Origin of the sequence: Cupriavidus sp. SZY C1 (assembly GCF_032190535.1) — a bacterium.
Classification (GTDB): Bacteria; Pseudomonadota; Gammaproteobacteria; order Burkholderiales; family Burkholderiaceae; genus Cupriavidus; species Cupriavidus pauculus_C.
Window position 1 is genome coordinate 642143 of the sequence record NZ_JAUANU010000001.1, and the last position, 17943, is coordinate 660085.

Below are 17943 nucleotides of genomic sequence, written 5' to 3' on the forward strand. Positions count from 1 at the left end.
ATGCGGGAGAGGGGAGCAGACCCACCGACGGCTGGCCCGCTTATTCCCCCAAGTACGCGGCGCGCACCTTCGGGTCGTCCAGCATCTGCTTGGCGTCGCCGCTCATCGTGATCAGGCCGGACTCCATCACGTAGCCGCGGTGGGCGGCCTGCAGCGCCAGGCGGGCGTTCTGCTCCACCAGCAGCACGGTCACACCCTGGGCCGACACGGTGCGCACCACCTCGAAGATCTTCTCGACCATGATCGGCGAGAGGCCCATCGACGGCTCGTCCAGCAGCAGCAGCTTGGGCTGGCTCATCAGCGCGCGCGCCATGGCCAGCATCTGCTGCTCGCCGCCGGACATCGTGCCGGCAAGCTGGTTGGCGCGTTCCTTCAGGCGCGGAAAGGTCTCGAACATGCGGTCGATGTCGGCCTTGATGCCGGCCTCGTCGTTGCGCGTGTACGCGCCCATCTGCAGGTTCTCGGTGATCGTCATGCGCGCGAACACGCCGCGGCCTTCCGGCACCATCGCCAGGCCCTGCTTGAGCAGCGTGTAGCTGGGCACGCCCTTGATGGACTTGCCCATGTACTCCACGTCGCCGCCGGCCCAGCCCTGCAGGCCGGTGATGGCCTTCATCGTGGTGGTCTTGCCGGCGCCGTTGGCGCCGATCAGCGTCACCAGTTCGCCGTCCTGGATCTCCAGGTCCACGCCCTTGACGGCCTGGATGCCGCCGTAGGCCACCTTCAGGCCGGAAATCTTGAGAATCGTCTGTGTCATGTTGCGTCTCTCCCGCCTTAGTGCGCCGACGCGCCGAGGTAGGCCTCGATCACGGCAGGATTGTTCTGGACTTCGTGCGGCAGGCCCTGGGCGATGACCTTGCCGTAGTCCAGCACGGTCAGCCGGTTGCACAGGCCCATCACGAGCTTCACGTCGTGCTCGATCAGCAGGATGGTCCTGCCATCGTTGCGGATCTTCTCCAGCAGGCCGCGCAGCTCCACCTTCTCGGTCGCGTTCATGCCGGCGGCCGGTTCGTCCAGCGCCAGCAGCTTGGGCTCGGTGGCCAGCGCGCGGGCGATTTCCAGGCGGCGCTGGTGGCCGTACGACAGGTTGCGCGACGTGAAATTGGCGTACTTGCCAATGCCCACGTAGTCCAGCAGGTCGTGGGCCATGTCCTCGATGCCCTCTTCCTCGCGGCGCACCGCGGGCGGGCGGAACACGGCGCCGAAGATGCCGGCCTTGGTCCGCACGTGGCGGCCCACCATCACGTTTTCCAGCGCGGTCATGTCGCCGAACAGGCGGATGTTCTGGAACGTGCGCGCGATGCCGGTGCGGGCCACCTCGTGGACGGCCGTGGGCTGGTACGGCGCGCCGTTCAGCACGAACTCGCCCGAATCGGGCGTGTACAGGCCGGTGATCACGTTGAAGAACGTGGTCTTGCCCGCGCCGTTGGGGCCGATCAGGCCGTAGATTTCACCGGGCTTGATCTGCAGGCCCACATCGGACAGCGCCTGCAGGCCGCCGAAACGCTTGTTGACCCCCTGTACGGACAGGAGGAATTCGGATTGGCTCATGTTGTCCTCCTGTTCAGAAACGGCCCACGCTGCCCGCGCGGCGCACCACCGGGCGGTCTTCCTTGCGCGGGGACGGCCAGATGCCGGCCGGGCGATACAGCATCACCACCACCAGCGCCAGGCCGAACAGAAGCTGGCGCAGCACTTCGGCATCGACGATCACGTGGCCGAACAGGCCGGTCTGCATCGGTTCCGCCACGACGCGCAGCAGTTCCTGGAAACCCACCAGCAGGATGCCGCCCAGGATCACGCCCGGGATATGGCCCATGCCGCCCAGCACCACGATGGCCAGGATGTAGATCGATTCCCACAGCGTGAACGATTCCGGCGACACGAAACCCTGGAACGCGCCGAACACCGCGCCCGAGGCGCCGCCGAACGACGCACCCATGGCAAACGCCAGCAGCTTCATGTTGCGGGTGTTGATGCCCATGGCCTTGGCGGCGATCTCGTCTTCACGGATGGCCACCCACGCGCGGCCGATCCGCGAGTTCTGCAGGCGCAGGCAGATGAACACGATCACGATGACCAGGAACACCAGCAGGTAGTAGTACATGAACACCGGCGTGAACTTCATCCCGAAGATCTCGTGCGATTTCGAGAAGTCGAAGCCGAAGATGTGCACCGGGTCTACCGCCGTGATGCCCTTGGGGCCGTTGGTGATGTTGACCGGACGGTCCAGGTTGTTCATGAAGATGCGGATGATCTCGCCAAAGCCCAGCGTCACGATGGCCAGGTAGTCGCCGCGCAGCTTCAGCGTGGGCGCGCCCAGCAGCACGCCGAACGTGGCCGCGATCAGCACCGCGATGGGCAGTACCAGCCACATCGTGAGGTGGACGCCGTTCGGCGCCAGTTGCTGGATCCACTCGAACTGGTTGGCCAGGTGCGGCGACCCGAGCAGCGCCATGCTGTAGGCCCCCACCGCGTAGAACGCGATGTAGCCCAGGTCAAGCAGGCCGGCAAAGCCGACCACGATGTTCAGGCCCAGCGCCAGCATGATGTAGAGCAGCGCGAAATCCAGCACGCGCACCCAGTAGTTGCCGCCAAAGGACTGGACGAAGAACGGCGCGCAGAGCGCCACCGCCAGGAACACCAGCAGCGCGGCCAGCGTCTTGGCCGGCACGCGCGACGGCGCGGCCACGGCCGTGGATGGAATCGGGGTATTCATGGATTCTCTCTCCTCAGGCGCGGTCTGCCACACGTTCGCCCATGATGCCGGACGGACGGAACACGAGCACGGTGATCAGCACGATGAAAGCAAACACGTCCTGGTAGTTCGAACCGAACACGCCATTGGTCAGGTCGCCGATGTAGCCGGCGCCCAGTGCCTCGATCAGGCCCAGCAGCATGCCGCCCACCATGGCGCCAGCCAGGTTGCCGATGCCGCCCAGCACCGCGGCGGTGAACGCCTTCAGGCCCGGGATGAAGCCCATGTAGAAGTGGGCGTTGCCGTAGTTGGTGGCCATCATCACGCCAGCCAGCGCCGCCAGCGTGGCGCCGATCATGAACGTGGCCGAGATCACGAAGTTGGGGTTCACGCCCATCAGGCCCGCCACCTTCTGGTTCTCGGCGGTGGCGCGCATGGCGCGGCCGAGCTTGGTGCGGTTCACCAGGGCCAGCAGGCCGGCCATGACCATCACGGCCAGGCCGATGATGACCATTTCCTTGCCGGTGATGGTGGCGCCGGTGGAGCCGATGTCGATCGGTTCCGACGGCAGCAGTTGCGGGAACGTCAGCGGGTTGCGCGACCAGATCAGCATCCCCATGGTCTGGAGGATGATCGAGACCCCGATCGCGGTGATCAGCGGGGCCAGGCGCGGCGCATTGCGCAACGGCCGGTAGGCGACCCGCTCGATCGTGTAGGCAAGCACTGCACAGACGGGCATGGCGATCAGCGTGGCGATCACCAGCGTCAGCCATTCGGGCAGGCCGGGGGCGAATTTCTGCAGCCCCATGATTGCCGACAAAGCGGTCAGCGCGCCAATCATCAGGACGTCGCCGTGAGCGAAGTTGATGATGCCCAGAATGCCGTAGACCATGGTGTAGCCCAGTGCGATCAGCGCGTAGATGCTGCCGAGCACCAGACCGTTCACGATCTGCTGGATAAAGATATCCATGAAAACTCCTGCTTCAGCCCCGCTCCGGCCGGCATGGTGTGGATGCCTTGGGAAGGGACGGTAATGTTGGATAGATCGGGTAGGTTGGTAGTGAGTTTGCTGGTGTGCTGCCCGCCCTGTTCCATCCATGGTAAGGATGCTGATAACACGTTGGCGAGACTAAAAAGAACGGCACCGCAAGGTACTCACGGTGCCGTTCGATGGGGCCGGTAAGCCCGATTACATCTTCACGACGTCGAGGACGGACTTCTTCTTGTCCTTGTACTCGTACAGCGTGATGGTGCCTTCCTTCATGTCGCCCTTCTCGTCGAAGGCGATGTTGCCGATCACGCCCTTGTAGTTCGTCTTGGGCATTTCGGCCAGGATGGCTGCCGGTTCGGCGGAGTTGGCGCGCTTCATCGCATCCACGATCACCATGACGGCGTCATAGGTGAACGGTGCGTAGATCTGCACCGGCGAGTTGAAACGGGCCTGGTAGCGCTTCTCGAAGTCGGCGCCGGTTTCCATCTTGGACAGGGCCAGGCCGGCTTCCGAGCAGATGATGTTGGTCACGGCGTCGCCGGCCAGTTCAGCCACCTTGTCGGTACAGACGCCGTCACCGCCGACGATCTTCGACGAGATGCCCAGTTCCTTGGCCTGCTTGGCGAACGGACCGCCGGTGGCGTCCATGCCGCCGTACATGATCACGTCCGGCTTCTTGCCCTTGATCTTGGTCAGGATGGCCTTGAAGTCGGTGGCCTTGTCGTTCGTGGCTTCACGTGCCACGACGTTCACGCCGGCGGCCTTCGCGGTCTTCTCGAACTCGTCGGCCAGGCCCTTGCCGTAGGCGGTGGCATCGTCGACGATGGCCACGCTCTTGGCCTGCAGGCTCTTGGCGGCGTAGTTGGCCAGTGCCGGGCCCTGCTGGGCGTCGGTGGCAACCACACGGTAGGTCGTCTTGAAGCCTTGCTTGGTGTAGTCGGGGTTGGTCGACGACGGCGAGATCTGGACGATGCCGGCATCGCTGTAGATCTTCGAGGCCGGGATCGACACGCCCGAGTTCAGGTGGCCCACCACGGCCACGACCTTGGCATCCACCAGCTTCTGCGCCACGGCGGTGCCGGTCTTCGGGTCGGCGGCGTCGTCTTCGCCAACCAGTTCCAGCTTGATCTTCTTGCCGCCGATCTCCAGACCGGTCTTGTTCACTTCCTCGACGGCCAGGCGCGCGCCGTTCTCGTTGTCCTTGCCAAGGTGGGCAATGCCGCCCGTCAGCGGCGCAGCGTGGCCGATCTTGACGACGGTTTCACCACCAGCGGCAGCGGCGGGGGCCGCGGCGGCTGCCGGTGCGGATGCTGCCGCATCGGCCGGCTTTTCTTCCTTCTTGCCACATGCAGCGACCAGCGCCACAGCGGCCGCGATCGGCAGAATCTTGGCAAACGTGAATTGCATGAGTGATCTCCTAGGATTCACAAAAACAGGGAAATAACACGCCTCCCGGACGTATTCCCTGGACCGCCTTTGTTTAGTTTCAATTTGAAACGCGCGCATTGTATCCCCTTTCTTTGCGGATGCAATACGCGACGCAACAACCTGAACCATTTACCCGCTAATTGAGCTAGGGAATTTCCCCAATGCACAGATTGGGGCAATCTCCGCCCACTTGGCAGACCCGTCTCCTACGCTTTCAAGAATCATGCCTGCAGCGCCTGCGAAGCCGCTTGCGCGCTGAATCAAGCATTTCCGGCGCCACCTATAATGCCGTCCTATTAATTAGGTATTTCATTCCAAATACCGGGCGCGTTCTCTAATGTGCAGAATGTAGCGCCGCACCATAATAGGGAAAACCCCACTCCCCGGGATTACCCTGATATTGTCTGCGTGTCCGGACAGCCGGTCGGGGATAATCGTCGCAAATGCGCCGCGCACGCGGCAGGGCGCCCGCGCCGACGGGTGGCAAATGTATGCGCGGGCGGGTACGACCGGCCGCACCGCGGCGGTGCAACCGGCCCGGAAAAGCAAAACGCCGCTGGCGGTCAGGCCAGCGGCGTTCAGGAAACAGCGAGGGCGGCAGGGCCGCCGGGGATCAGGACTGGACCGACACGCTGGCCAGGCCGCGCGGCAGCGGGAACGACATGTTCTCCTCGACGCCTTCCAGCGCGCGCACGCTCTTCACGCCGAACGTGCGCAGGCGCTCGACGATCGCCTGGGCCAGCGCCTCGGGCGCCGACGCGCCCGCGGTCAGGCCGATCCGGCGCTTGCCGGCCACCCACTCGGGCTTGAGCTGGTCGGGATCGTCGACCATGTAGGCCGGCACGCCCAGGCGGTCCGCCAGCTCGCGCAGGCGGTTGGAGTTCGAGCTGTTCGGGCTGCCCACCACGATGACCACTTCCACCTGCGGCACCATGAACTTCACGGCGTCCTGGCGGTTCTGCGTCGCGTAGCAGATGTCCTGCTTCTTCGGCTCGCGGATCAGCGGGAAGCGCGTCTTGAGCGCGGCCACGATCTCGGCGGTCTCGTCCACCGACAGCGTGGTCTGCGTGACGTAGGCAAGCTGGGCCGGGTCCTTGACCTCGAGCCGCTTCACGTCGTCGACCGATTCCACCAGCAGCATGCCGTGCTCGGACTGGCCCATCGTGCCTTCCACCTCGGGGTGCCCCTTGTGGCCGATCATGATGATCTCGCAGCCTTCCGCGCGCATCTTGCCCACTTCCACGTGGACCTTGGTCACCAGCGGACAGGTGGCGTCGAACACGGTCAGGCCGCGCCGCGTGGCGTCCGCGCGCACTTCCTTCGACACGCCGTGCGCGCTGAAGATGACCGTGGAGCCGGCCGGCACTTCATCGAGTTCGTCGATGAAGATCGCACCCTTCTTGCGCAGATCGGCCACCACATAGGCGTTGTGCACGATTTCATGGCGCACGTAGATCGGCGCGCCGAACAGCGACAGCGCGCGCTCGACGATTTCGATGGCACGGTCCACGCCGGCGCAGAAGCCGCGCGGCTGCGCCATCAGGATTTCCGCGTCGGCGGCGGTAGTAGGGTCGGGGGCCACGACAGACATCAGAGAATTCCGATCAGCTGGACGTCGAACAGGATCGTCTGTCCGGCCAGCGGGTGGTTGAAATCGAAGAGCGCCGCGGTGTCGCCGTATTCCTTCAGCACACCGGCGTACTTGCCGCCGCCGGGCGCGTTGAACTCGACGAGATCGCCCGGCGTGTATTCCTCCTCGAACGAGCTGTTCTCGCGCAGCGTGGCCAGCGAGACCCACTGCAGCAGTTCGGGATTGCGCGGGCCGAACGCATGGTCCGGGTCCAGCCGGTACGTCATGCGCTGGCCTTCGGGCATGCCCAGCAGCGCCTGCTCCAGCGTGGGCGCCAGCTGGCCCTGGCCCAGCAGCAGCGTGGCCGGCTTTTCCTCGAACGTGCTCACCACGTCGGTGCCGTTCTCGAGGGCGATACTGTAGTGCAGCGTCAGGAAAGAATCGGCCTGGACGGTCTTGCGCGCGGACGCGTCCGCGGCGCCGGCCTGCGCCGGAGTAGTTTGCAAAGTCATGGGAGTCAACCGGTCAACAGCCGCCATTGTAAGCGACTGCACCGTCCACCGCCCGGGACGCCCCCATCGCTTTCGGGAAATATCGACCCCGTGCGGCCGCGCGGCGCTGGACTTCCGCCGGCGGCCCGATTACAGTGGCGGCCGCACCGCGCACCGCCGCGGTGCCCTGGAACAAGACCCGCCGATCGGCGTCGCCGTACGTGACGCAAGCGGCACGGCACAACGGCCCGCTTCCGAAACTCTCGGAAGGCATTGATTCGCCGCTCGTTTCCGGTCTATAATGTTCGTTTCGCTGAAGTACCAATCCGCTGCAGTCCGGGCCCGCGCGCCTTTTGTTGATCTGTTGCGAACATTGTCCACGAATAAGATTTAGGAGTGCTTCATGGCACGCGTCTGTCAAGTGACCGGGAAAGCGCCGATGGTCGGCAACAACGTTTCCCACGCAAACAACAAGACCAAGCGCCGTTTTCTGCCCAACCTGCAGAACCGCCGCTTCTTCGTTGAATCGGAAAACCGCTGGGTGAGCCTGCGCGTCTCGAACGCCGGTCTGCGCCTGATCGACAAGAAAGGCATCGACGCCGTGCTCGCAGACCTGCGCGCACGCGGCGAAGTCTAATTAGGAGTACACCATGGCCAGCAAAGGCGGACGCGACAAGATCAAGCTGGAATCGACCGCAGGTACCGGTCATTTCTACACGACCACCAAGAACAAGCGCACCATGCCGGAAAAGATGGAGATCTCGAAGTTCGATCCCATCGCCCGCAAGCACGTGCCTTACAAGGAAACCAAGATCAAGTAATTGATCGATGGTCTTCAGCCAAAAGCCTCGCATTCGCGGGGCTTTTTGCATTGGGGCCCCACCGTGTCGCCGGGCGCCCATCGGCCGCCAACCCTTGTCAGACAAGGGAAAGATGTCAGTTTTGTGGCAAGCCGGTGTAGACTTCCCCGCTTCCCCCATCACGCTTTCGCCCCCAAAGCGATCCCCCTGCACCATGAACTTCGATGTCGCGATCGTCGGCAGCGGTCTGGCCGGCCTTACCGTCGCGTTGCAGTTGGCCGACACCCACCGGGTGGTCATCCTCAGCAAGCGCGCCATGACGACGGGCGCCAGCGGCTGGGCCCAGGGGGGTATCGCGGCAGTGCTGGATTCGGGCGACAGCCACGACGAGCACACGCAGGACACGCTGGTGGCCGGTGCCGGGCTCTGCGACGAGGAGGCCACGCGCTACATCGTCGAGCACGGCCGGGAGGCGATCCAGTGGCTGATTGACCGCGGCGTGCCGTTCACCCGTGACGACCAGGCCGAACTGGGCTTTCACCTGACGCGCGAAGGTGGCCACAGCCGCAGGCGGATCATCCACGCCGCAGACGCCACCGGCCACGCCGTGGTCACCACGCTGGCCGAGCAGGCGCGCCGGCATCCCAACATCACGATCCTGGAAGACCAGTTCGCCATCGACCTGATCACGTCGGCCAAGCTGGGCCTGCCCGGCAACCGCTGCTACGGGCTCTACGTACTCGACGTGGCCACCGACACGGTGCGGACCATCACGGCCACCCAGACCGTGCTGGCGGCCGGCGGCGCCGGCAAGGTCTATCTCTACACGACCAACCCGGACACGGCCACCGGCGACGGCATCGCCATGGCATGGCGCGCTGGCTGTCGCGTGGCCAACATGGAATTCATCCAGTTCCATCCGACCTGCCTCTACCACCCCTACGCCAAGTCGTTCCTGATTTCGGAAGCCGTGCGTGGCGAAGGTGGCCTGCTGAAGCTGCCCGACGGCACGCGCTTCATGCCCGATCACGACGACCGCGCCGAACTGGCGCCGCGCGACGTGGTGGCGCGGGCCATCGACTTCGAGATGAAGAAGCGCGGCCTGGACTGCGTCTACCTGGACATCACGCACCAGCCCGAGGCATTCCTGAAAGAACATTTCCCGACGATCCACGCGCGCTGCCTGGAGCTTGGCATCGACATCGCGCGCGAGCCGATCCCGGTGGTGCCGGCAGCCCACTACACCTGCGGTGGCGTGGTTACCGACACGGCCGGACGCACTGACGTGGCCGGCCTCTACGCGGTGGGCGAGACCGGCTGCACGGGGCTGCACGGCGCCAACCGGCTGGCGTCGAATTCGCTGCTGGAATGCATGGTGATCGGCCGGGCGGCCGCCGACGACATCGCCGCGCAAGGCAAGGCCGGCGCGCCCGACGTCCAGCTACCCGCCTGGGACGAGAGCCGCGTGTCGGACGCCGACGAGGAAGTCGTCGTCTCGCACAACTGGGACGAACTGCGGCGGATGATGTGGAACTACGTCGGCATCGTGCGCACCGACAAGCGGCTGGAACGCGCGCAGCACCGCATCGGCCTGCTGCGCGAGGAAATCGCCGAGTACTACGCCAACTTCCGCGTCACGCGCGACCTGCTGGAACTGCGCAACCTCGTGGAAGTGGCCGCAATGATCGTCGATGGCGCCTACTCGCGCCACGAAAGCCGCGGCCTGCACTACAGCCGCGACTACCCCGACACGCTGCCCAAGGCGCTGCCGACCGTGCTGCAACCGATGACGGTACGGGCGGCACGGCGGCGGGGGTGAGGGCCGGCGGTTCAAGGCCAGACAAGTCTCACTTTGAACCTCAACGCCCACTCCCCCAACCCCTCTCCCAGCGGGAGAGGGGAGCAAAAACACCCTACCCCACCACCCGCAGCGAGTAATCGGTCGCGCGCACGTCCTTCGTCAGCGCGCCCACCGAGATGCGGTCGACGCCGGTTTCGGCGAACTGGCGGATGGTCTCGTAGTTGACGCCGCCCGACACCTCCAGCAGCGCCCGGCCCTGGTTGATCGCCACGGCCTCGCGCATCATGTCGAGCGTGAAGTTGTCGATCAGGACGGACTTCGCACCGGCTGTCAGCGCTTCTTCCAGCTCGGCGATCGACTCGACCTCGACCTGGATCGACGCCTGCGTGCCCAGCGCCAGCGCCGCCTGCACGGCGGCCGTGATGCTGCCCGCGGCGGCGATGTGGTTTTCCTTGATCAGGATGCCGTCGTAGAGCGCCAGCCGCTGGTTCTCGCCGCCGCCTACCTTGACCGCGTACTTCTGCGCGAGCCGCAGGCCCGGCAGCGTCTTGCGGGTGTCCAGCACGCGCGCCCGCGTGTCCGCGATCAGGTCCGCATAGCGGCGGGTGGCCGTGGCCACGCCCGACAGCAGTTGCAGGAAATTCAGCGACGGCCGCTCGGCGGTCAGCAGCGCGCGCGCGGGGCCGGTGATCTCGCATACCACGTCGTCGGGCGCCATCCGCGCGCCTTCTTCCCGATGCCACGTCACGCGCAGCCGCTCGTCCACGGCCTTCATGCACGCTTCGAACCACGGACGGCCGCACAGCACGGCCGCCTCGCGCACGATCACGCGCGCCTGCACCGGCTTGTCGGCCGGCACCAGCAGGCCGGTCAGGTCGCCCGTGCCCACGTCCTCGGCAATCGCGGCGCGCACATTGGCTTCCAGCGCGGCGGCCAGTGCCGGGCCGTAGCTGTCGAACAACGGATTCACGCTCATGCCGGGCCGACTCCCTGGAACAGCGCGCCCTCGCGGGCGAGGTCGGCGGCGGGCCGCACGTTGGCCTTCTGCGCGGCGGCAAAGTCGAGCATGCGGTCGATGCAGGTCACGGCGCGGCGGCCGATGGCCGGATCCACGTGGATCTCGTTGCGGCCTGTCTCCAGCACCTCGGCCAGGTTGGTCAGCGCGTTCATCGCCATCCACGGGCAATGCGCGCAACTCTTGCACGTGGCGCTATTGCCGGCCGTGGGGGCCTCGATGAACAGCTTGCCCGGCGCGGCCATGCGCATCTTGTGCAGGATGCCGTTGTCGGTCGCGACGATGAACTCCCTGGCGTCGAGCTGCTGGGCGGCCGCGATCAGCTGGCTGGTCGAGCCGACCACGTCGGCCTGGGCCACCACGTTCGCCGGCGACTCGGGATGCACCAGAATCCTGGCGTTCGGGTGCTCGCGGCGCAGCAGGTCCAGCTCGACACCCTTGAACTCGTCGTGGACCAGGCACGAGCCCTGCCACAGCAGCATGTCGGCGCCGGTCTGCTTCTGGATGTAGCTGCCCAGGTGCTTGTCCGGGGCCCAAAGGATCTTCTCGCCGCGCGCGTGCAGGTGCTCGACGATCTTCAGCCCGATGCTGGACGTCACCATCCAGTCCGCGCGCGCCTTCACGGCGGCGCTGGTGTTGGCGTAGACCACGACTGTGCGGTCCGGATGCGCGTCGCAGAACGCGGCGAATTCGTCGGCCGGACAGCCCAGGTCGAGCGAGCAGGTCGCGTCGAGATCCGGCATCAGGATCGTCTTCTCGGGGCTCAGGATCTTGGCGGTCTCGCCCATGAAGCGCACGCCGGCCACCACCAGCGTCTGCGCGGCGTGGTCGCGGCCGAAGCGGGCCATCTCAAGGGAATCGGACACGCAGCCGCCGGTTTCCTCGGCCAGGTCCTGCAGGTCGGCGTCGACGTAATAGTGCGCCACCAGCACCGCGTTGCGCGCCTTGAGCAGGCGGCGGATGCGGTCCTTCAGGGCGCTGCGTTCGTCGGGGGTCAGCGCCGGCGGCACCTTGGCCCAGGCGTGGGCCACGCAACTGCCGCCTGCGGCGTTCTCGGCATCCGCGAGGTTCGGTTTCTCGAACTCGACGGTCTTGATCGTTTGTGGGGTCATCTAAGCAGTACTCCTCGTGGCGCCCGTGGGCCGTCGCGCTCGGCCGCGCGATCTATGCCGGAAACATGGGGGAGTGTAGCCAAAAGAAAAGCCCCGCCTGGGGCGGGGCTTTTAGCCATGACGGGCGCGTCGGCGATTGTATCAGGCGTACCGGCGCAGACGCAGCGAAAACTCCTGCAGCGCCTGGATGCCGCTGGCCTCGGCGCGGTGGCACCACGCCTGAAGCTGGGCCAGCAGTTGCTCGCGCGTCATGTTCGAGCGGCCCCAGATCACGGCCAGCTCGCGGCGCATTTCCACGTAGGTGTGCAGCATCTTGTTCTGCTCGGTGATGCTGGCCAGTTGCTGGCGCTGCGGCGCGGCCAGCTTCACTTCCTCGCGGTGGAACCACTTGCGCGCGGGCTTGTAGCTCTTGTACTCGGGCGAGTTGCCTTCCTTGTGCTTGCGCAGCTCGGCACGGTACGCGCTCTTCAGCGCCTTGGCGTAGCGGGCCATCACGTCGTAGCGGTTGGCGATGATCGCCTCCAGCGTGTTGTGGTCCACCGGACGCGCTTCCACCAGGCGAGCCTTGGGCGGGGTCTTCTTGACCTTGGCCAGGCCCACCGACTGCATCGCACGGATGTACCACCAGCCCACGTCGATCTCGTACCACTTGATCGAGAACTTGGCCGACGTCGGGTACGTGTGGTGGTTATTGTGCAGTTCCTCGCCGCCGATGATGAAGCCCCACGGCGACACGTTGGTCGAAGCATCCTCGCAATCGTAGTTGCGGTAGCCCCACCAGTGGCCCAGGCCGTTGATGATGCCGGCCGCGTGGATCGGAATCCACAGCATCTGCACGGCCCACACGGTCATGCCGATCACGCCGAACAGCGCCAGGTCGATGATCAGCATCAGGCCCACGCCCTGCCAGCCAAAGCGCGAATACACGTTGCGCTCGATCCAGTCGTCAGGCGTGCCGTGGCCGAACTTGGCAATCGTTTCCTTGTTCTTGGCCTCGGTGCGGTACAGCTCGGCGCCTTCCAGCAGCACCTTGCGGATGCCGCGCGTCTGCGGGCTGTGGGGGTCGTCGGCCGTCTCGCACTTGGCGTGGTGCTTGCGGTGGATGGCGGTCCATTCCTTGGTCACCATGCCCGTGGTCAGCCAGAGCCAGAAGCGGAAGAAGTGCTGGGCGATGGGATGCAGGTCCAGCGACCGGTGCGCCATGCAGCGGTGCAGGAAGATGGTTACGCCCGCGATGGTGATGTGCGTCACCACGAGCGTGAAGATCACGATCTCCCACCAGGACCAGTTGGCAAGGCCGTTGGCGGCCCAGTCAAGAATAATGTCGAACAAACTATGTTCTCCGTCGTAAAACGAGTGTTTGCAGCGCGGCACCACCGTGCGGCGCACCTGTCGCGCAGAAAAAGGACTGCAAATTCAGCGATTGCGATAGCTTTCTGGCGCGGGCGCTGCCCTGAGGGGGCGCCAGGCCGAGGCACGAACCGCTGCAATCTGGCGGTTGTCTGGTGTGGGGCAGCGGGGATTCGGTCAACCCGCGACAACCGGCAATTCTACCGGATCGCGGCGGGTGGGACATCCGCTTTTTCCCCGACTTGGATAGGGCCTGCCGCCATTCGTTCCGCAGATGGCGTTGGCGCCACTCAGTCCTTTGGCACCGCGGCCGCCGCCACGGGCTCGCCGGCGCCCGGCAAGACCCGCAGTTCCCGCTGCGGATAAGGAATGGACACGCCATTCGCCTGGAAGATCCGCCAGATTGCGCGATTCATCGCCGACTGCACGCCCAGCTTGCCGTTTTCGGGATCGGCGATGTAGACCGCCGCTTCGTACTCGATACCGCTGTCGGCAAAGGCCACCAGGAAGGCGGCCGGGGCCGGTTCGGGCAGCACACGTGGCACATCGCGCACAGCGTCCTGCAGCAGCGCGATCACCGCCTCGGGGTCGCTCGCGTAGTCGGCCTGCACCCGCACCGCCACCCGCACGTTGGTGCCGGAGAACGAATGGTTCTGCACGGACTGCGCCACCAGTTGCTCGTTCGGCACCAGCGTCTCGCCGTCGCCGTTGCGCACCACGGTGTAGCGGGTGCGGATCTGCGACACGATGCCAGTGTACTTGTCCACCGTGATCTGGTCGCCCAGCTTGACCGAGCGGTCCAGCAGGATGATGAACCCCGAGATGTAGTTGCTGGCGATCTTCTGCAAACCCAGGCCCAGCCCGACGCCCAGCGCCCCGCCGAACACCGACAGCACGGTCAGGTCGATGCCGACCAGCGACAGGCTCAGCAGCAGCGACACCAGCAGCAGCAGCGCCTTGGCGATGCGCGTCAGCACCACCTTGAGGTTCGCGTCCAGCGTCCTGGCCCGCATCAGCCGCTCTTCGAGCCAGGAGCCGAACCACAGCGCCACCAGCACGGTCAGCAGGATCCAGATCACGCCCATCAGCGCGTCGGCGATGCTGATCGGGTGCTTGCCGCCCACCGGGAACCGCACCGATTCCATCCAGTGGATCACGTCCGGCAGCAGCCCCACCACGTACAGCGCCATGCCAAGCCATACCAGCGTGGTCAGCACCTTCTCGACCAGCACCAGCATGCCGTGAAGCTGGCCGCTGGCCGACATCACGCGGCGCAGGATATAGAACGCGAAGTACAGCGCCGTGATGCCGAACAGCGGCACCAGCGCCAGCCTCAGCACGCTGACCGAGGCAAACGGCGCCAGCGCGTAGCGCGCCACCAGCACCAGCAGCCACGCGAATAGCGGGAACATCGCCCGCTCCAGGCTGACTGCTGCCAGCCGCAGCGCGAAGCTGGACGTCTCGTGCCGGGCTTCGAGCCGTTTGATGACGTGGCGCGCCAGCGGCCACGCCACCAGCAGGCATCCCAGCAGGATGCCGATCTGCCAGAAGAAGCCCTGCCCGCCCGCATCGTCGATGAGATCCTGGAGCATCTTGCCCATCACGGAATGCGAGCGCGTCAGCGCCACGAGCGTATCGGCGTTCATCGGGTGGCTTTCGGCAGCGATCCAGCCATCATGCGAATCAGCGCGTGCGTTCCAGCACCGCCGCAAAGAAGCCGTCGGTCTGGTGGATGTGCGGATACAGCGCCAACATGCCGCCTTCGGCCGGCAAGTCACGCACTTCGATCTTTTGCTCGGCCAGCACTTCAGCCACGGGCACCAAGCGGAAATTCTCGTGCTTGGCCAGGAAATCGCGGACGATCGCCTCGTTTTCGGCCTCCAGGACGCTACAGGTGGCGTACACGACACGTCCACCGCCCTTCACGAGCTTGGCCGCCGCTTCGAGGATGGCGCCCTGCTTGGCGGTCAGTTCCACCACCGATTCCGGCGTCTGGCGCCACTTGAGGTCCGGATTCCGGCGCAGCGTACCCAGGCCGCTGCACGGCGCATCGACCAGCACCCGGTCGATCTTGCCGGCCAGGCGCTTGACCTTGGCGTCGCGCTCCGAATCGATCAGCACCGGATGCACGTTGGACAAACCACTACGCGCCAGGCGCGGCTTGAGGTTGGCCAGGCGCTTCTCGGACACGTCGAATGCGTAGAGGCGTCCCGTCGACCGCATCGCCACGCCCAGTGCCAGCGTCTTGCCGCCCGCACCGGCGCAGAAATCCACCACCATCTCGCCACGGCGCGGGGCCAGCAGGTGGCACAGCAACTGGCTGCCTTCGTCCTGCACCTCGACACCGCCGTTGATGAACAGCGGCAACTGGTTCAGCGCCGGCTTGCCCTTGAGGCGGATGCCCGCGGGCGCCATCGGCGCCGGCTCGGCCACAATGCCTGCCGTCTGCAGTTCCGCCAGCGCCTCTTCGCGCGACAGCTTGGCGGTATTCACGCGCAGGTCCAGCGGCGCGGGCCGCAGCCATGCATCGCCCATCGCCGTCGTGAACGCCTCGCCATGACGTGCGACAAGGTCGTCATAGAGCCATTCCGGCAAATTGGCCCGCACGCGCGGCGCCAGGCTGGAGCGCTCGATCGTGGTCAGGCGGTCCAGCCATTCCGCTTCGTCGGGATACAGGAACGGCGTCAGCGTGTCGCGGCCCAGCGTGGCGGCCAGGCCCAGCAGGCCCAGGCGACGCGTGGCGGCGCCGGTGCCGCTTTCGGCAAATTGACCGAATTCGACGCGTCGACGCAACACTGCGAAAACTGCTTCAGCGATGATTCCTCGGTCACGATGGCCAAGTTTGCTATTTTCGCGGAAGTAGTGGCTCACCACCGCATCGGCCGGGCGCGCGAACAGCAGCACCTTGCCGAGCACGCGGTCGATGTGCTGCAGATGGAATGCCTGGAGGCTGCCGGGCGTGCGCGGCGCGTGACCGGCCTGCGCGCCCTGCGGCTTGCGAATCGGACTGGCCTTGCCCTTGCTGCTGCGCGGGCGTTGGCGATTGTCCCGGGTGGTCTGGGTATCTTGACGAGTCATGGCTGTTTTCCTGCCTCGGCGGGCGAGATGGCCATGAACCATTGGGGCTCGGCCGGTTGAACTTGAACGACACCGTCCTGCACATGCAGGCGGTCTTCGACGAACCAGCGCACGGCGCGCGGGTAAATGACATGTTCGCTATCGAGCAAACGATCGGCCAGCAACTCGGGCGTGTCGCCTGGCAGAACATCGAGCGCGGCCTGCATCACGATCGGGCCGTGGTCCAGCTGCGGCGTGACGAAATGCACGGTCGCGCCATGCAGCTTCACGCCGGCCTCCAGCGCCTGGCGATGCGTGTGCATGCCGGGAAAGCTCGGCAGCAGCGACGGATGGATATTCAGCATCCGGCCCGCGTAGTGCTCGACAAAGCCGTCGGTCAGGATGCGCATGAAGCCGGCCAGCACGACCAGGTCGGGCTGGAACGCGTCGATGGCATCGCGCATCGCCGCATCGAACTGCTCACGATCGGGAAACTGCTTGTGGTCCACCACACCTGTGGCAATGCCGTGGCTGGCGGCAAACTGCAGGCCCGTGGCATCGGGCCGGTTGGACAGCACCGCGGCCACGCGCGCCGGCCAGTGCTCGGCTGCGCAGGCCCGGACGATCGCTTCCATATTGGAGCCACGCCCGGAAATCAATATGACAATATTTTTCATCGCCGCGATTCTACCAAGCTGTTGTCCAAACGCTTGCAATCCGTGCTCAATAGGTACTTAATTACCGCGAAACGCGCCTCCCACAACGCTTTGCGTCCGTGTTGCACGAAAAGACACCCCAGTGTGACGGATTGTGACGCGCACCCCGCTCTGATAGAGTGGGCCCTACGTCCACGCGCCGGATTCCGCGAATACGGTGACAACAAGGACGAAACGGGAAATTAGACGGGAATACGCATGTCGAACGCTGCACCGACTTTGTTGGTGGTCGATGATCATCCTATGGCTCTTTCCGGCACCACCGCCTTCCTGGCGGAGGTGATGCCCGACGTCGCCGTCCATGCCGCCGGTAGTGCCAAGGAAGCTCTCCACTCGCTGAACCAGGGACTCCGTCCCGATATCGTGCTGCTCGATATCTGGCTGAACGATGGCACCGGCTTCGATGCCATGCAGGCGTTCAAGACCGTGATCCCGGGCGCGCGCTTCATCTTCATGTCCGCCGAGGCCACCCCGGAGATCGTCGGGCGCGCACGGGCGCTGTCCGCGTGCGGCTTTGTCGGCAAGCATCTCGATGCCAACGCCTTCACCGCGGCCGTGCGCAAGGTGCTGGCCGGCGATACGAGCTTTCCGTCGGACGAGGCATTGTCCGGCCGTTCGCAATCGTTCGGTCCCGCGCACGGCATTCCGGTCACCCCGGCCGAGCTGGGCCTGACGCCGCGCCAGGGCTCGGTGCTGGCGCTGGTGCTCGAAGGGCTGCCGAACAAGGTCATCGCGCGCAAGCTGGGCCTGACCGAGAACACGGTGAAGGAACACGTCTCCGCCATCCTGCAGCGCCTGGGCGTGCGCACGCGCATGCAGGTGATGTCGCGGATGGAACGCTTCCGCCTGCGCCAGTAAGCGCCACCGCACCATCGCGGGATCGCCATGCAAAACGCCGCCCACTCCGGGCGGCG

General features: G+C 65.5%; 17 protein-coding genes. 4 read left to right on the forward strand and 13 right to left on the reverse strand.

Annotated features, from left to right (window positions below; all coding sequences use genetic code 11):
- Positions 1-40 precede the first annotated feature (40 nt).
- The 7 genes from QTN24_RS03020 to QTN24_RS03050 form a co-directional block, all read right to left on the reverse strand.
- Positions 41-757: an ABC transporter ATP-binding protein gene (locus tag QTN24_RS03020; protein WP_313835267.1), complete on the reverse strand. Its 717-nt coding sequence runs from the start codon at positions 755-757 to the stop codon at positions 41-43.
- A gap of 17 nt (positions 758-774) precedes the next feature.
- Complete coding sequence (locus QTN24_RS03025; RefSeq protein ID WP_124683378.1) at positions 775-1551, reverse strand: ABC transporter ATP-binding protein; 777 nt, start codon at positions 1549-1551, stop codon at positions 775-777.
- A 13-nt stretch (positions 1552-1564) separates the two neighbouring features.
- On the reverse strand, positions 1565-2719 hold the full coding sequence (locus tag QTN24_RS03030; protein WP_124683377.1) for an ABC transporter permease subunit: 1155 nt from the start codon (positions 2717-2719) through the stop codon (positions 1565-1567).
- A gap of 13 nt (positions 2720-2732) precedes the next feature.
- Complete coding sequence (locus QTN24_RS03035; RefSeq protein ID WP_124683376.1) at positions 2733-3668, reverse strand: branched-chain amino acid ABC transporter permease; 936 nt, start codon at positions 3666-3668, stop codon at positions 2733-2735.
- Between the two features lie 219 nt (positions 3669-3887).
- Entirely contained in the window at positions 3888-5096 is a 1209-nt protein-coding gene (locus tag QTN24_RS03040; protein WP_124683375.1) for a branched-chain amino acid ABC transporter substrate-binding protein, read from the reverse strand.
- Between the two features lie 634 nt (positions 5097-5730).
- Complete coding sequence (ispH, locus tag QTN24_RS03045) at positions 5731-6708, reverse strand: 4-hydroxy-3-methylbut-2-enyl diphosphate reductase (RefSeq protein WP_124683374.1); 978 nt, start codon at positions 6706-6708, stop codon at positions 5731-5733.
- Positions 6708-7199: a peptidylprolyl isomerase gene (locus QTN24_RS03050; RefSeq protein WP_313835268.1), complete on the reverse strand. Its 492-nt coding sequence runs from the start codon at positions 7197-7199 to the stop codon at positions 6708-6710. Before QTN24_RS03050 ends, ispH begins: the two co-directional genes overlap by 1 nt.
- A gap of 382 nt (positions 7200-7581) precedes the next feature.
- Between QTN24_RS03050 and rpmB the strand changes: the two genes are divergently transcribed.
- The 3 genes from rpmB (at position 7582) to nadB (ending at position 9797) form a co-directional block, all read left to right on the forward strand.
- On the forward strand, positions 7582-7815 hold the full coding sequence (gene rpmB, locus QTN24_RS03055) for a 50S ribosomal protein L28 (protein WP_008644908.1): 234 nt from the start codon (positions 7582-7584) through the stop codon (positions 7813-7815).
- Between the two features lie 13 nt (positions 7816-7828).
- Positions 7829-7999: a 50S ribosomal protein L33 gene (gene rpmG / locus QTN24_RS03060; protein ID WP_029051226.1), complete on the forward strand. Its 171-nt coding sequence runs from the start codon at positions 7829-7831 to the stop codon at positions 7997-7999.
- A gap of 193 nt (positions 8000-8192) precedes the next feature.
- The gene (gene nadB / locus QTN24_RS03065) at positions 8193-9797 is read left to right on the forward strand and encodes an L-aspartate oxidase (RefSeq protein ID WP_313835269.1); all 1605 of its coding nucleotides are present in this window, start codon (positions 8193-8195) and stop codon (positions 9795-9797) included.
- A 94-nt stretch (positions 9798-9891) separates the two neighbouring features.
- Here the strand turns inward: nadB and nadC are convergent, their stop codons facing one another.
- The 6 genes from nadC to purN all read right to left on the reverse strand — a co-directional run bounded on the left by nadC (position 9892) and on the right by purN (position 16990).
- Positions 9892-10755 (reverse strand): carboxylating nicotinate-nucleotide diphosphorylase, encoded by an 864-nt coding sequence (gene nadC / locus QTN24_RS03070; RefSeq protein ID WP_313835270.1) that lies wholly within the window; start codon positions 10753-10755, stop codon positions 9892-9894.
- The gene (gene nadA, locus QTN24_RS03075) at positions 10752-11906 is read right to left on the reverse strand and encodes a quinolinate synthase NadA (RefSeq protein ID WP_124683370.1); all 1155 of its coding nucleotides are present in this window, start codon (positions 11904-11906) and stop codon (positions 10752-10754) included. Before nadA ends, nadC begins: the two co-directional genes overlap by 4 nt.
- A gap of 141 nt (positions 11907-12047) precedes the next feature.
- A complete protein-coding gene (locus tag QTN24_RS03080) occupies positions 12048-13238 on the reverse strand; it encodes an acyl-CoA desaturase (RefSeq protein ID WP_124683369.1) in 1191 nt (396 codons plus the stop codon).
- Positions 13239-13546: 308 nt separating this feature from the next.
- A complete protein-coding gene (locus QTN24_RS03085) occupies positions 13547-14902 on the reverse strand; it encodes a mechanosensitive ion channel domain-containing protein (RefSeq protein ID WP_313835271.1) in 1356 nt (451 codons plus the stop codon).
- Between the two features lie 37 nt (positions 14903-14939).
- The gene (locus QTN24_RS03090; protein ID WP_124683367.1) at positions 14940-16334 is read right to left on the reverse strand and encodes an RsmB/NOP family class I SAM-dependent RNA methyltransferase; all 1395 of its coding nucleotides are present in this window, start codon (positions 16332-16334) and stop codon (positions 14940-14942) included.
- Positions 16331-16990: a phosphoribosylglycinamide formyltransferase gene (gene purN / locus QTN24_RS03095; RefSeq protein ID WP_313835392.1), complete on the reverse strand. Its 660-nt coding sequence runs from the start codon at positions 16988-16990 to the stop codon at positions 16331-16333. Before purN ends, QTN24_RS03090 begins: the two co-directional genes overlap by 4 nt.
- Before the next feature lie 237 nt (positions 16991-17227).
- On the opposite strand from purN, the gene QTN24_RS03100 reads away from it, so the two are divergent.
- Positions 17228-17887 carry a response regulator gene (locus QTN24_RS03100; RefSeq protein WP_029051234.1) on the forward strand — a complete coding sequence of 220 codons (660 nt, stop codon included), beginning with the start codon at positions 17228-17230 and terminating at the stop codon, positions 17885-17887.
- Positions 17888-17943: the final 56 nt, after the last annotated feature.

What these genes read in the sequence shown, in the direction of transcription:
- QTN24_RS03020 (WP_313835267.1), bottom strand. Translation starts at nt 757, where the DNA reads ATGACACAGACGATTCTCAAGATTTCCGGCCTGAAGGTGGCCTACGGC.
- QTN24_RS03025 (WP_124683378.1), bottom strand. Translation starts at nt 1,551, where the DNA reads ATGAGCCAATCCGAATTCCTCCTGTCCGTACAGGGGGTCAACAAGCGT.
- QTN24_RS03030 (WP_124683377.1), bottom strand. Translation starts at nt 2,719, where the DNA reads ATGAATACCCCGATTCCATCCACGGCCGTGGCCGCGCCGTCGCGCGTG.
- QTN24_RS03035 (WP_124683376.1), bottom strand. Translation starts at nt 3,668, where the DNA reads ATGGATATCTTTATCCAGCAGATCGTGAACGGTCTGGTGCTCGGCAGC.
- QTN24_RS03040 (WP_124683375.1), bottom strand. Translation starts at nt 5,096, where the DNA reads ATGCAATTCACGTTTGCCAAGATTCTGCCGATCGCGGCCGCTGTGGCG.
- ispH (WP_124683374.1), bottom strand. Translation starts at nt 6,708, where the DNA reads ATGTCTGTCGTGGCCCCCGACCCTACTACCGCCGCCGACGCGGAAATC.
- QTN24_RS03050 (WP_313835268.1), bottom strand. Translation starts at nt 7,199, where the DNA reads ATGACTTTGCAAACTACTCCGGCGCAGGCCGGCGCCGCGGACGCGTCC.
- rpmB (WP_008644908.1), top strand. Translation starts at nt 7,582, where the DNA reads ATGGCACGCGTCTGTCAAGTGACCGGGAAAGCGCCGATGGTCGGCAAC.
- rpmG (WP_029051226.1), top strand. Translation starts at nt 7,829, where the DNA reads ATGGCCAGCAAAGGCGGACGCGACAAGATCAAGCTGGAATCGACCGCA.
- nadB (WP_313835269.1), top strand. Translation starts at nt 8,193, where the DNA reads ATGAACTTCGATGTCGCGATCGTCGGCAGCGGTCTGGCCGGCCTTACC.
- nadC (WP_313835270.1), bottom strand. Translation starts at nt 10,755, where the DNA reads ATGAGCGTGAATCCGTTGTTCGACAGCTACGGCCCGGCACTGGCCGCC.
- nadA (WP_124683370.1), bottom strand. Translation starts at nt 11,906, where the DNA reads ATGACCCCACAAACGATCAAGACCGTCGAGTTCGAGAAACCGAACCTC.
- QTN24_RS03085 (WP_313835271.1), bottom strand. Translation starts at nt 14,902, where the DNA reads ATGAACGCCGATACGCTCGTGGCGCTGACGCGCTCGCATTCCGTGATG.
- QTN24_RS03090 (WP_124683367.1), bottom strand. Translation starts at nt 16,334, where the DNA reads ATGACTCGTCAAGATACCCAGACCACCCGGGACAATCGCCAACGCCCG.
- purN (WP_313835392.1), bottom strand. Translation starts at nt 16,990, where the DNA reads ATGAAAAATATTGTCATATTGATTTCCGGGCGTGGCTCCAATATGGAA.
- QTN24_RS03100 (WP_029051234.1), top strand. Translation starts at nt 17,228, where the DNA reads ATGTCGAACGCTGCACCGACTTTGTTGGTGGTCGATGATCATCCTATG.